This is a genomic window from Candidatus Methylomirabilota bacterium (assembly GCA_027293415.1).
Lineage (GTDB): Bacteria > Methylomirabilota > Methylomirabilia > Methylomirabilales > CSP1-5 > CSP1-5.
In genome coordinates this window covers 22,869-36,954 of sequence record JAPUFX010000066.1, presented here as the reverse complement: position 1 = coordinate 36,954, position 14,086 = coordinate 22,869, and the positions used below count along the sequence as shown (strand labels likewise).

The window sequence follows — 14,086 nt, the reverse complement described above, 5'->3', positions numbered from 1 at the left end:
CTGCCAGCTGTCAGCCATCAGCAGTCAACATTTCCTTGAGAAGAGCTAGATAGCAGACAGCAGATTGCCAGTTGCTAAACGCCTTCAAAGAGCTCGATGCTGTGCCCCTCGCTGAGGGTTACAATGGCTTTCTTCCAATCTGAGGTGCGTCCCACAAATCGCCCGAGGCGTTTCACTCTCCCTCGCATGGCCACGGTATGGACGGCGGCAACCTTTACGTTAAAGAGGGCCTCCACCGCCTGTCTGATCTGGACCTTGTTGGCCCGCCGATCCACCTCAAAGAGGTACTTGTTATGCTCTTTCAGGGCCGTCCCCTTCTCGGTCACAACAGGTCGACGGACGATCTGGTGCGGCTCCCTCATGGAGTCAGGGCCTCCTCGACCTTGACGAGCGCCTCGCGGGTGAACAGGATAGCGTCAGCGTTCAACACATCGGAGACGTTCACTCCCTGGGCAAGGAGAACCTTGACCCGCGGGAGGTTCCGGGCAGACTTCTCCACTGCCTCCTCCCTCTGAGAAGTCACCACCAATACCTTGCCGGTAATGCCGAGACCCTTTAGCAGACTCTGGAAGGTCTTCGTACTAGGCCGATCCATGGTTAAGTCTTCTAGGATCCGAACCTCTCGCGCCGCGATCTTGGTGGAGAGAGCGGTGCGCAGGGCGTCCCGTCTGAGTGCCTTCGGGAAGCGAAAACTCCAATCCCTTGGTTTCGGGCCATGGCTGATACCCCCGTGTCGCCACAGGGGTGAACGGTTGCTCCCCGCTCGCGCTCGACCGGTCCCCTTCTGACGCCATGGCTTCCTCCCACCTCCCGAGACCTCGGAACGCCCTTTCGTCGAGGCAGTTCCCCGCCGCTGTCTTGCCCGCTGCCACCGGACGGCCTCGTGAAGGAGGTGCCCTTTGACCGGAACTCCAAACACGGCCTCAGACAGGACGACCTCGTCCACCTTCTCGTTTTGTGGGTTTACCACGTCAAGAACCCGAGTCATCGTTACTCTCTCAGCGCTGAGGCATCCACGTCCCGCCGGGTTATGCTTTCGACCCGGCAGTTCTCTCCGGGGGCGTCGTCGGTTCGCTGCCAAGGGCCGCCTTGCCCGTCTTGCGAACAGTAAGTAGACCGCCCTGAGGTCCGGGGAGCGCTCCACGAATTAGCAGGAGGTTTCGATCAGAATCCCGCCGGACCACATGGAGTCCCCGGATCGTCACCCGCTCTCCCCCCATGCGCCCGGGCATATGGTGGCCCTTAAACACTCGCGAGGGATAGGAAGAAGCACCGATCGACCCCACCGCCCTGTGGAACATGGATCCGTGACTCTTCGCGCCACCCCGGTAGCCCCAGCGTTTCACGCCGCCCTGGAAACCCCGCCCCTTCGACGTCCCGGTCACCACGACCTCTTCCCCTTCTGCAAAGAGGCCGACCGTCAGGGTCTGGCCCACCTGATACTCGGCTGCCGAATGAAGTCGCATCTCCTGAAGATGCCGCAAGGGGGGTACCTTGCCTTTACCGAAGTGACCGCTCATCGGTTTGCGGACGCGCTTTGGCTTTTCCGGAAGGTAGCCGAGCTGGACCGCCTCGTAGCCATCCTTTTCCAGACCCTTCTTTTGGACGACGGTACAGGGGCCGGCCTCCACCACGGTGACGGGAACGGCCCGTCCCCCTTGATCAAAGATCTGGGTCATCCCTACTTTCCTACCGAGCAATCCAATACCCATCTGCATGACGAAATGTCCAACGTCTGTCTGATGCCCAATGTCCAACGTCCAAAGTCACCAGGTGTTTTGCTCTTTTTCGACCTTGGACTTTGGACTGTGGACACTAGAGTTTGATTTCAACATCAACCCCCGCCGGCAAGTCCAACCGCATGAGGGCATCCACCGTCTGAGGCGTGGGCCGCAGGATATCCAAAAGGCGGACATGAATGCGGATCTCAAACTGTTCCCGCGACTTCTTATCCACGTGCGGGGAGCGGAGGACCGTGTACCGGCTGATCTTCGTCGGAAGGGGAATAGGTCCCGAAACCCCTGCCCCTGTTCGCTCGGCCGTGCTTACGATCTCCTTCGCGGACTGATCCAAAATCCGGTGGTCGTAAGCCTTCAGCCGTATCCGAATCCGTTCCGCTTCCATCCCTGGGCTCTCCGTCCTCCGCCGTCAGCTACAAGCAGTCAACTTCATGGGCTGGGCTGCTGAAATCGCAATGGAAATTACTGTGGTCGCCATCTGAGAAAAAGGGGGCGTTCAACTGGCCACCCGCCCCATGATCTCCTCGGCAAGACTTCCAGGGAGCGGCTCGTAGCGAGCGAACTGCATGGTGTAGGTTGCCCGGCCCTGGGTTGCCGACCTCATATCGGTTGCGTAACCAAACATGGTAGCCAGGGGAACCTCCGCCCGCACAACCCGAGCCGCCGGCCGCGTCTCGATCCCCACAACCCGACCCCGCCGAGAGTTCAAATCCCTGATCACCTCGCCGAGAAACTCCTCCGGCACCACAACGTCCACCTGCACCACCGGCTCGAGGAGGATCGGGTGGCCCTGCTTTACCGCGTCCTTGAAAGCCATGGAGCCGGCAATCTTGAACGCCAGATCGGAGGAGTCTACCTCATGGTAGGATCCGTCGGTCAGCGTCACCGTGATGTCGACCACCGGATAGCCGGCCAGCATCCCGCTCTCGGCTGCCTCCCGGACCCCCTTCTCTACTGCCGGGATGAACTCCCGGGGGATCGCCCCTCCCACAATCTTCTTCTCAAACCGAAAGCCACTCCCAGCCTGCTGGGGCTCCACGTGAAGGTAGACATGGGCGTACTGCCCCCGGCCTCCGGTCTGCCGGACGAACTTCTTTTCCACCTCGACTGGACGCGTGATGGTCTCGCGGTAAGCCACCTGAGGCCGCCCGACGTTGGCTTCCACCTTGAACTCCCGGAGGAGGCGATCCACGATGATCTCGAGGTGAAGTTCTCCCATGCCAGAAATGATGGTCTGGCCGGTCTCCTCGTCCCCCCGGGTCTGGAACGTGGGATCCTCATTGGCCAAGGCCTGAAGTGCGAGGGAAAGTCTTTCGGCCCCCTCTTTGGTCTTGGGCTCGATGGCCACCGAAAGGACCGGCGTCGGAAACTCAATGGCCTCAAGCAAGATCTGGTGACCTTCATTGCACAGGGTATCACCCGTCTTGGCACTTTTCAGGCCGACGGCAGCGGCGATGTTCCCCGCCTGAACGCTCTTCACCTCTTCGCGCTTGTTGGCGTGCATTCGGAGGAGGCGGCCGATCCGTTCTCGAACCCGCCTGGTGGGATTATAGACGGAGGTGCCGGACTCCATGGTTCCGGAATACACCCGAAAATAACAGAGCTGACCGACGTAGGGGTCAGCCACGAGCTTGAAGGCCAAAGCGGCCAGTGGTTCCTCATCGACCGGCGATCGTTTCTCTTCCTCACCCGTCTTGGGATTCACCCCGGTGACCGGAGGGAGATCCACGGGCGAGGGTAGATAATCCACAACCGCGTCCAGCAAGGGTTGAACTCCCTTATTTCTGAAAGAGGCCCCACAGATGACCGGTGTGATTTTCAGGGCCAATGTTGCCTTACGGATCGCCGCCCGAATTTCCTGTTCCGAGATCTCCCGCCCCTCGACATACTTGCGAAGCAAGGACTCGTCCTGTTCCGCGACCGCCTCCAGGAGCTTTTCGCGGTACTGCAGGGCCTGATCCGTACACTCCGAAGGAATCTCTCTCATCTGAAACTCGGCCCCTAAGGACTCCTCCTCCCAGACGATGGCTTGCATCCGGATCAAATCGATGACGCCAGCATAGCTCGCCTCCTGTCCTAGTGGGAGCTGCATCGGCACTGGATGCGCCCCGAGCCGCTCGGCGATGGACCCCACCGACATGAAGAAGTCAGCCCCAACCCGGTCCATTTTGTTGACGAACGCGACGCGAGGCACGTGATACTTGTCCGCCTGCCGCCAGACCGTCTCTGACTGCGGTTCCACCCCAGCAACCGCATCGAAGATCATCACAGCCCCGTCCAGGACCCGGAGCGACCGCTCGACCTCTACAGTGAAGTCGACGTGCCCTGGGGTATCGATAATATTGATTTGATAATCGCGCCAGAAGCAGGTGGTGGAGGCGGACGTGATAGTGATCCCTCGCTCTTTCTCCTGCTCCATCCAATCCATCTCTGCGGATCCGCTATCCACCTCGCCCATTCGGTGCGTCCTCCCGGTATAGTAAAGGACGCGTTCGGTGGTGGTCGTCTTCCCCGCATCGATGTGGGCCATAATCCCGATATTTCGAATGCGATCCTTGGCTACCTTAACCGTCACCCTGTCTCACTCCCTCTGCTTACACATCGAAGGCCCCTCTCCCAATGCTCAGACGGGATGGGGGCCTTTTTACCACCGGTAGTGCGCAAAGGCCTTGTTGGCCTCCGCCATCCGATGCGTGTCTTCCTTTTTCTTGACTGCCGCCCCTCGATTGTTGGCCGCCTCGATCAACTCAGCAGCCAACCGTTCCTCCATCGTCTTCTCCGACCGCTGTCGAGTATACGTGAGAAGCCAGCGGAAGGCTAACGAAACCCGACGCTCCGCACGGACCTCCACCGGAACCTGGTAGGTTGCTCCCCCTACCCTTCGGGACTTGACCTCCAGGACCGGTCTCACATTATCCACCGCTTGCCGAAAGACCGCCAAGGGGTCTGTCTTCATTCTCCCCTCAATGATCCCCATGGACCGGTAGAAAATTTGCTCCGACAGCGATTTCTTCCCTCCCCACATCATACAGTTGACAAACTTCGCAACCAGCCGGTTGTGATACACCGGATCGGGCAGGATCTCTCGCTTTTCCGCGACACGTCGCCTGGGCATTCACTCACCTTCAATTCACCAATTGCCGCCAAAAACGAAAAGCGGCACCGAGGGGTCGAGGAGAGGAGCCTCTCAGTGCCGCATCCGATCAACTCGACTTGGGCCTTTTTGCCCCGTAAAGGGACCGCCCTTGCCGGCGATCCTGGACCCCGGCGGTGTCCTGGGTCCCACGGATCACATGATACCGGACGCCAGGTAGGTCTTTCACCCGTCCTCCGCGGATCAGAACGATGGAGTGTTCCTGCAGGTTATGTCCAATCCCCGGAATGTAAGTGGTTACCTCAATCCCATTGGTCAAGCGTACCCGAGCCACCTTTCGGAGGGCCGAGTTCGGCTTCTTGGGGGTACTCGTGTAGACACGGATGCAGACCCCCCGTTTCTGAGGCGAGCCCTGGAGGGCGGGGGCCTTTTCCTTCTTCCGTATCGGCTCTCGTCCCTTGCGAACTAGCTGGTTAATCGTCGGCACTGCCAAACCTCGACTAAATTCTCCCTAAACCTCCACAAATTAAACGTCATCTCTCCCATTGTCAAGCGATTTTTCCGCATCGATCTTCATGAGTTCCGTCGCCGCGATCACTCCGCCGGAAGGATGCTGACCTTCCTCGACCTCTGTTGAAGTCTCCGGAGCACTAACGGTCGTTTCACGGTACCACGACATCCCCGTGCCCGCTGGAATCAGGCGGCCCATGATGACGTTTTCCTTGAGGCCGCGCAGCTCGTCCCAGGCGCCATTGATGGCGGCTTCGGTGAGGATCTTGGTGGTCTCCTGGAAAGATGCAGCGGACATGAAACTATCCGTGGACAGGGAAGCCTTGGTGATGCCCAAGAGGAGCGGTTTGGCGGTGGCGGGGGCTCCCCCGGCAGCCAAGACCCTCTGGTTTTCTTCAAGGAATAGGTGCTTGTCCACGTGTTCTCCCACGAGGAAGTTGGTGTCACCAACCGTCTCGATGCGCACCCGCTTCAGCATCTGGCGCACGATGACCTCAATGTGCTTATCGTTAATGTTGACCCCCTGAAGGCGATACACCTCCTGAACCTCGTTGACCAGGTAGCGCTGCAGCTCCTGATCTCCGAGGACGTCCAAGATATCGTGGGGATTGATGGGTCCATCCATCAGAGCCTCCCCAGCCTTGATCTCATCCCCCTCGAGCACGTTGATATGCTTACCCCGAGGGATGAGATACTCCCGGGTCTCACCGCCCTCGGTGTGGATGACGATCTTCCGCATCCCTTTCGCCATGCCGGCAAAGCCCACCCGGCCGTCGACCTCCGAGATAACGGCCGCCTCGCGGGGCCGCCGGGCCTCAAAGAGCTCCGCGACCCGTGGGAGACCCCCGGTAATGTCCTTGGTCTTGGCCGTCTCCCGAGGGATCTTGACGACGGCATCGCCAGCGGAGATCGCTTGAGCATCTTGCACCATGAGGTGGGCGCCGACCGGCAGGAGCGTCCGGAAGAGCGTGGCCCCTTTCTTGTCTTTCACCGAGACCCGGGGCTGGAGGTCTTCCTTGCCGTGCTCCACAATCACCCGTTGAGCCAGCCCGGTGACCTCATCCACCTCTTCGTTCATCGTCACCCCCTCGATGACATCCTTGACCACCACCCGGCCAGAGGCCTCCGAGAGAATCACCGAGGCGAAGGGATCCCATTCTGCCAACGTCGTGCCCGAGGCCACCTGTTTGCCGTCCTGCACCTTCAATCGGGCCCCGTAGACGACCTGATAGACCTCCTTTTTGCGCCCCTTTTCGTCCACGATAGACATGGAGCCATTCCTGTTCATGACGACCAGATCCCCGGCAGCGTTTCGGACCGTCCGGACAGTGTGAAACTGTACAGTCCCCGCAAACTTATTTTCCAGGGTGGTCTGCTCCGCCAGACGGGTTGCGGTACCGCCGATGTGGAACGTCCGCATGGTGAGCTGCGTCCCCGGCTCGCCAATAGACTGGGCGGCCAACACCCCCACGGCCTCTCCGAGCTCGACCAACCGACCGGTTGCCAGGTTCCGGCCATAGCACATGATACACGTCCCTCGCCTGGCCTCACACGTGAGGACCGATCGAATCTTCACTCTGTCGATGCCGGCCTCTTCGATCCGAGCCGCCAGCGGTTCCGTCATCTCCAAATTGGCCTCGAGGATGGTCTCACCGGTGAACGGATCGGTCACATCATCCAGCGCAACCCGACCCAGGATCCGATCCCGGAGCGGCTGGATGATCTCTCCTGCCTCCACCAGGGCGGTCACCCAGATTCCGTTGGGGCTGCCACAATCCCGCACGTTGACGAGAACATCCTGGGCCACATCCACCAACCGCCGCGTGAGATAGCCAGAGTCGGCGGTCTTGAGCGCCGTATCGGCCAACCCTTTCCGGGCCCCGTGGGTCGAGATGAAGTACTGGAGCACCGTCAGGCCCTCCCGGAAGTTACTCGTGATCGGGGTCTCGATGATCTCCCCTGAGGGCTTCGCCATGAGGCCCCGCATCCCGGCCAGTTGCCGAATCTGCTGCTTGCTCCCCCGTGCGCCGGAATCGGCCATCATGAAGACCGGGTTGAACTCTCCATCCTTCATCCCTTCGATCTCCCGGAAGAGCTCCTCGGAGACCCGCTCTGACACCTGGGTCCAGATGTCGATAATCTTGTTGTAGCGTTCCCCTTTGGTGATCAGACCGTCCAGGTACTCCTGCTCGATCTTGATAACCTCCTTCCGGGCCATCTCGATGATCTCCTCTTTCCGCGAGGGGATGTGCAGATCATCGATCCCAATAGAGATGCCGGCTAACGTGGCATACCGGAAGCCCAGGTCCTTCAGGTTATCCAAGAGCTCCACCGTCTCGGCGTTGCCCAGGATGTAAAAACACTGCGAGATCAACCGGGCGAGTTCTCGCTTACTCATCTCCTGGTTGATAAACCGGAGCTGCCGGGGGAGGATCTCGTTGAAGAGAACACACCCCACCGTGGTATCGATCATCTCCCCATCCCACCGCAGCTTGACCCGGGCATGGAGCCCCACCTCCTCAGCATCGTAGACAGCGCGGGCCTCCTCCATCGAGCCAAAGACTTTCCCTTCCCCCTTTTCATCGTTCCGGGCTTTGGTGAGATAGTAGAGGCCGAGCACGATATCCTGGGTCGGCGCGGCCAACGGGGTGCCATTGGCCGGAGAAAAGATATTGTGAGGCGCCCATATCAGGACCCGAGCCTCCAATTGTGCCTCGAACGACAGCGGCACATGGACCGCCATCTGGTCTCCGTCGAAGTCGGCGTTGAAGGCGGCGCAGACGAGGGGATGGATCTTGATGGCCTCTCCCTCCACCAGCATGGGCTCGAAGGCCTGGATCCCTAGGCGATGCAGTGTCGGGGCCCGGTTCAGCAGGACGGGATGCTCGCGGATCACCTCCTCCAGGGCGTCCCACACTTCTGGACGACCCTTCTCGACCAGCTTCTTGACGCTCTTGATAGTGGTGACGGTTTCATGCTGTTGGAGCAGCTTCCGAAAAACAAACGGCTTGAACAGCTCCAGGGCCATCTTCTTTGGCAAACCGCACTGGTGGAGTTTGAGTTCCGGCCCCACCACGATGACCGAGCGGCCGGAATAATCCACACGCTTCCCCAAGAGGTTCTGGCGAAACCGGCCCTGCTTCCCCTTCAGCATATCGGAGAGGGACTTGAGCGGACGATTGTTCTGACCCTTCAAGGCCCGCCCTCGCCTCCCGTTGTCGAAAAGGGCGTCCACTGCCTCTTGGAGCATCCGCTTTTCATTGCGGATGATGATATCGGGGGCCCGAAGCTCCATGAGTCGCTTCAACCGATTATTCCGGTTGATGACCCGACGGTAGAGGTCGTTCAGATCGGATGTGGCAAAACGGCCCCCATCCAGCGGAACCAAAGGCCTGAGTTCCGGAGGGAGCACTGGGATCACCTCGAGGATCATCCACTCGGCCTTGTTCCCCGATGTCAGGAAGGCATCCATGATCCGGAGACGCTTCACGATTTTCTTCCGGGCCTGCTGGGAGGTCTCCTGCTGCATCTTGGCCCGCAACTCCTCTGCCAGCTTCCGAATGTCCAACCGCCTCATGATGGTCCGAATGGCCTCGGCCCCCAATCCCACCTTAAAACCATCCCCGTACTCTTCCTGGAGCTTCCGATACCGGTCCTCGTTCAGGAGTTCATTGAGCTTGAGGGGGGTGTTCCCCGGATCCATAACCACATACTCCTCGAAGTAGAGGACCTTCTCCAGATCTCGAAGGGACATGTTCAGGAGATAGCCGATCCGTGAGGGAATCGATTTAAAGAACCAAATATGGACGACGGGGGAGGCCAGCTCGATATGTCCCAGGCGCTGGCGCCGCACCTTGGACCGGATGACCTCTACCCCGCACTTATCACAGACGACGTTTCGATGCTTGATCCCCTTAAACTTGCCACAGTTACACTCCCAGTCCTTGGTGGGGCCGAAGATCTTGGCGCAGAAGAGCCCGTCCCGCTCCGGCTTGAAAGTCCGGTAGTTGATCGTCTCCGGCTTCTTTACCTCGCCATGGGACCAGGAACGGATCTTCTCTGGCGAAGCCAGCCCAATCCGGATGCCCTTGAAACTCGTAGGGTCGATGGGCTTTTCGTCGAAAAACCCGAAAAACTTATCCACTCGCTTCTCCTCCCTTTATCGTGCGTAGCACTTACGGATCAGGCGTCGGGAACCGAGCAGGAGCAGCCGAGCCCTGACCTGATCCTGTGCGACCCCACTTAAAGCCCCCCGTTCAACTCTTGTCCGTGACCAGATCCACATCCAGGCAAAGGCTCTGCAGTTCCTTGACCAAGACATTAAAGGACTCTGGCAGTCCTGGTTCCAATGTGCAGTCCCCCTTGACGATCGATTCGTACATCTTCGTCCGCCCCACCACGTCATCGGACTTGACGGTCAAGACTTCTTGCAGCGTATGGGCCGCCCCATACGCCTCCAGCGCCCAGACCTCCATTTCCCCAAAGCGCTGACCGCCGAACTGCGCCTTGCCTCCCAACGGCTGCTGAGTGACGAGGGAATAGGGACCGATGGAACGGGCATGGATCTTATCCTCCACCAAATGGGCCAGCTTCATCAGGTACAAGTATCCAGCGGTGACCGGTTGATGAAACGGTTTGCCCGTCCGCCCATCGTAAAGGACGGTCTTCCCAGATTCGGGCAGGCCCGCTTTCTTCAAAAGGTCCTTAATCTGCTTCTCCGACGGGCCGTCGAAGACGGGGGAGTCCACAGTGAGGCCCAGCGCTTTCGCGGCCCAGCCCACGTGGGTCTCCAGGATCTGCCCAACGTTCATGCGGGAAGGCACGCCTAACGGATTGAGGACCACCTCTATCGGGGTCCCGTCGGGGAGATAGGGCATGTCCTCTTCGGGGAGAATTTTGGAGATGACCCCTTTATTGCCATGACGGCCGGCCATCTTGTCCCCGACCGAGAGCTTCCGTTTCATCGCCACATAAATCTTCACCATTTTGAAGACGCCCGGGGCGAGTTCATCCCCCTTCCGGAGACGGGCAATCCGATTATCCAACAGGGTCTGCAGCACGTGAATCTGATTATCGGCCGTGGTAACCACCTGCTCCACCTCTCGGGCCATCTCTTCGGGTAAGACATTGGCGATTTCCTGGAGTTCCCACACACCAAAGCTATCGAGCAGTTCTGCTGTCAGCTTCTTGCGCTTCGGAACTAGAACCTTCCGGCTTCCTCTCGCCTTCACATCCTTCCCCACGATCCGGCCGGTGAGGAGACCCCGAACCTGCCGGTCGCGCTCGTTACCGATAATGGTGATCTCGTCGTCGAAGTCTTTCTGCAGTCGGCCGATCTCCTCATCTTCGATCGACTTGGCGCGCTCGTCCTTGTCCACCCCCTTTCGACAGAAGACTTTCACCTCCACCACGGTGCCATGGATCCCCGGTGGGACATAGAGCGAGGCGTCCCGGACATCCTCAGCCTTTTCACCGAAGATGGCGCGAAGCAGGCGCTCTTCCGGCGTTAGCATCGTCTCCCCCTTCGGGGTGACCTTCCCTATCAGGATATCTCCAGGCCTCACCTCGGCCCCGATCCGGACGATTCCACTCTCGTCCAGATCTTTCAACGCCTCCTCGCCGACATTGGGGATATCCCGGGTAATGTCCTCCTTCCCCAGCTTCGTATCCCTGGCCTCGATTTCAAACTCTTCGATATGGATGGAGGTGTACCGGTCATCTTTTAGCAAGCGCTCGCTGATCAGGATGGCGTCCTCGAAGTTATAGCCACCCCAGGGCATGAAGGCAACCAGCACATTCTGCCCCAACGCGAGCTCACCGTTCTGGGTCGCGGGACCGTCCGCAATGACCTGCCCCTTCTTCACCCGTTGGCCCACCTTCACGACAGGATTCTGGTTGATACAGGTATTCTGATTGCTCCGCTCGAACTTCAGCAGGGCGTAGATGTCGATATTGGAAACCACAAGCTTTTCCTGCCGATCCCCGTCTACGCGGATGATAACCCGATTCGCCGAGACGGATTCCACCACCCCTGACCGCCGGGCCATCACCACCGCTCCTGAGTCCTGCGCCGCCACCGACTCCATCCCCGTGCCTACGATCGGAGCGGTGGGCCGGAGGAGGGGGACCGCCTGCCGCTGCATATTTGCCCCCATGAGGGCCCGATTGGCATCGTCATGCTCGAGGAAGGGGATGAGGGCGCTAGAGACCCCCACCAACTGCTTGGGGGAAACGTCCATGAAGGCAACCTTCTCGCGTGGAGCCATGATGAAGTTGCCACCGATACGAGCCTGCACTCGTTCATTCGTTAACCGGCCGCGGGCATCGGTTTGGGCATTGGCCTGGGCGATGATGGACCGCTCATCGACATCGGCCGTCAGATACTCGATCTCGTCCGTGACCCGGCCATCGCGGACTTTCCGGTACGGCGTTTCGATGAAGCCGAATTCATTGACCCGGCCATACGTGGAGAGGGAGGAAATCAACCCGACGTTCGGCCCCTCCGGGGTTTCGATAGGACACATCCGTCCGTAATGGGTGGGATGGACGTCTCGTACCTCGAACCCGGCCCGCTCCCGGGAGAGCCCACCCGGCCCGAGGGCGGACAGCCGCCGCTTGTGCGTGAGCTCGGCTAACGGATTGGTCTGGTCCATAAACTGGGAGAGCTGCGAGGAACCGAAAAACTCCTTCAGGGCAGCCGAGACCGGCTTGGCATTTACCAGATCGTGGGGCATGAGCGTTTCTACGTCTTGGGTGCTCATGCGTTCCCGCACTGCTCGCTCCATCCGCGAAAGGCCAATGCGGAACTGTTCCTCCAAGAGTTCCCCCGCTGACCGGACACGGCGGTTGCCCAAATGGTCGATGTCGTCCACATGGCCCTCACCGTGCCTCAAGTTGAGCAAGTACTGGACCACCGCGACGATATCCCCTTTCTGGAGGACCCGGACGTCGAGCGGCGTCTCCATGCCAAGCTTGCTATTCAGTTTAAATCGCCCCACCTTCGAGAGATCGTATCGGCGTGGGTTGAAAAACATATTGTGAAGCAACGTCCGGGCACTCTCCAGCGTTGGTGGATCGCCCGGACGCATCCGCCGGTAGATCTCCACCAGGGCGTCTTCCGCCGACCTCGTGGGGTCCCGGAGGATCGTCTCGCGCATCTCAAAGACCTCGCGCTCACCGCCGCCGCGAAGGAGATGAATCTTCCGCACCCCTCGGTCAGCAAATTTGCCCAATGTCTTTTCGTCGATCTTGTCCTTGGCCTCCGCGAGTACCTCTCCTGTCTGCTGATCGACGACATCAACGGCCAAGATCCGACCGACGAGATCCTCCCGGTAGATCGGGACCTCTTTCACCCGGGCCGTCTGAAGCTCCTTGAGGGCCGCCGCGCTGATCCGTTTCCCCCGGTGTAAGACGACCTCTTTCCCCTTGGGATCTGTGAGATCTTTGGCGGTCCGCCACCCAGGGCTTAGTCCCTCCAAGACCTGGTTGCGGCTCCCGTCGAAGCGAACCGTATCCCGTTCATAGAAGAGGGAGAAGATCTCTTCGTTCGATCCATAACCGATAGCCCGGAGGAGAATAGTGACGAAAAACTTCCGCCGCCGATCTACCCGGACATGGAGGATGTCATTGGCATCGAACTCGAATTCGAGCCACGAGCCCCGGTACGGGATCAGCCGCGCGTGATGGAGGATCTTCCCACTACTATGCGTCTTACCCGCGTCGTGATCGAAGAAGGCTCCGGGAGATCGGTGCAGCTGGCTCACCACCACGCGCTCTGTCCCGTTGATGGTGAAGGTGCCATGCTGGCTCATCAGGGGCATTTCCCCCAGGTAGACCTCCTGCTCCTTGACATCCCGGATTCCACGGGACCCGTTACCCGATTTTTCCCAGACGACCAAGCGCAGGGTAACTTTCAGGGGGACCGAAAAGGTCATCCCCTTTTCCCGACACTCCTCCGGCGTGTACTTCGGTTCCCCGAAATCGTATTTGACGAACTCAAGGGAAGCCGAATCGTCGTAATCGCTGATGGGAAAAACGCTGCGAAAGACCCCTTGAAGTCCGGTCTCGTCCCGCCGCTCTGACGGTTCCTCCATCTGCAGAAACTGCAGAAAGGAGCGGCGTTGAATATCGATCAGATTGGGAATGGCAATAATCTCTGGAAACTTGGCGAAGCTGGTCCGCTGCTCAACCCCCTTGGTCTTTGCAACCGCCATGCTATATCCACCTCATTAGTGTGAAAGGTCCCACGACTGTCCCCAGACGAGAACATTGTTCGCCGGGGATCGGCTCCACGGGAAATTTGGGATGCCCAACGCTACTTGACCTCGATTGTGGCACCCGCCCCTTCCAACTTGGCCTTGATCTCTTCTGCTTCCTGCTTCGAGACGCCCTCCCTCACCGGCTTGGGGGCACCATCGACCAAGTCCTTGGCCTCCTTCAAACCCAGGTTAGTGATGGCCCGAACCTCCTTGATCACCTGGATCTTCTTCTCGCCGATACTGGCCAGGATAACCGCAAACTCGGTTTGCTCCTCAGCAGGCGCTACCGCGCCGGGAGCAGCAGCCCCCGGGGCCATCGCCGCCGGCGCAGCCACAGCGGCGGCAGATATGCCGTACTTCTCCTCGAGGGCCTTGACCGCCTCATGAAGATCCCGGATCGTCCACGTGTCGATGGATTCAAGAAAATCTTGGACCGTTACTTTTCCCTGTGCCATAAGTCCCTCCTGTCGGCGTTTCCCACGGAT

Annotated in this window: 10 protein-coding genes; all 10 read right to left on the bottom strand. The window is 59.5% G+C overall.

Annotated features, from left to right (window positions below; translation table 11 throughout):
* Positions 1-74: 74 nt before the first annotated feature.
* The 10 genes from rplW to rplL all read right to left on the bottom strand — a co-directional run bounded on the left by rplW (position 75) and on the right by rplL (position 14,056).
* A complete protein-coding gene (gene rplW, locus O6929_05005) occupies positions 75-362 on the bottom strand; it encodes a 50S ribosomal protein L23 (GenBank protein MCZ6479751.1) in 288 nt (95 codons plus the stop codon).
* On the bottom strand, positions 359-988 hold the full coding sequence (gene rplD, locus O6929_05000) for a 50S ribosomal protein L4 (GenBank protein MCZ6479750.1): 630 nt from the start codon (positions 986-988) through the stop codon (positions 359-361). The genes rplW and rplD overlap by 4 nt, the downstream gene beginning before the upstream one ends.
* Positions 989-1,028: 40 nt before the next feature.
* On the bottom strand, positions 1,029-1,712 hold the full coding sequence (rplC, locus tag O6929_04995) for a 50S ribosomal protein L3 (protein MCZ6479749.1): 684 nt from the start codon (positions 1,710-1,712) through the stop codon (positions 1,029-1,031).
* A gap of 103 nt (positions 1,713-1,815) precedes the next feature.
* Entirely contained in the window at positions 1,816-2,124 is a 309-nt protein-coding gene (gene rpsJ / locus O6929_04990; protein MCZ6479748.1) for a 30S ribosomal protein S10, read from the bottom strand.
* A gap of 111 nt (positions 2,125-2,235) precedes the next feature.
* A complete protein-coding gene (gene fusA, locus O6929_04985; protein MCZ6479747.1) occupies positions 2,236-4,314 on the bottom strand; it encodes an elongation factor G in 2,079 nt (692 codons plus the stop codon).
* Positions 4,315-4,383: 69 nt separating this feature from the next.
* On the bottom strand, positions 4,384-4,854 hold the full coding sequence (gene rpsG, locus O6929_04980; GenBank protein MCZ6479746.1) for a 30S ribosomal protein S7: 471 nt from the start codon (positions 4,852-4,854) through the stop codon (positions 4,384-4,386).
* 88 nt (positions 4,855-4,942) lie between these two features.
* Positions 4,943-5,320: a 30S ribosomal protein S12 gene (gene rpsL / locus O6929_04975; protein MCZ6479745.1), complete on the bottom strand. Its 378-nt coding sequence runs from the start codon at positions 5,318-5,320 to the stop codon at positions 4,943-4,945.
* 39 nt (positions 5,321-5,359) lie between these two features.
* Positions 5,360-9,487: a DNA-directed RNA polymerase subunit beta' gene (rpoC, locus tag O6929_04970; protein MCZ6479744.1), complete on the bottom strand. Its 4,128-nt coding sequence runs from the start codon at positions 9,485-9,487 to the stop codon at positions 5,360-5,362.
* Between the two features lie 112 nt (positions 9,488-9,599).
* The gene (gene rpoB / locus O6929_04965; GenBank protein MCZ6479743.1) at positions 9,600-13,556 is read right to left on the bottom strand and encodes a DNA-directed RNA polymerase subunit beta; all 3,957 of its coding nucleotides are present in this window, start codon (positions 13,554-13,556) and stop codon (positions 9,600-9,602) included.
* A gap of 101 nt (positions 13,557-13,657) precedes the next feature.
* Positions 13,658-14,056 (bottom strand): 50S ribosomal protein L7/L12, encoded by a 399-nt coding sequence (rplL, locus tag O6929_04960; protein ID MCZ6479742.1) that lies wholly within the window; start codon positions 14,054-14,056, stop codon positions 13,658-13,660.
* Positions 14,057-14,086 lie beyond the last annotated feature (30 nt).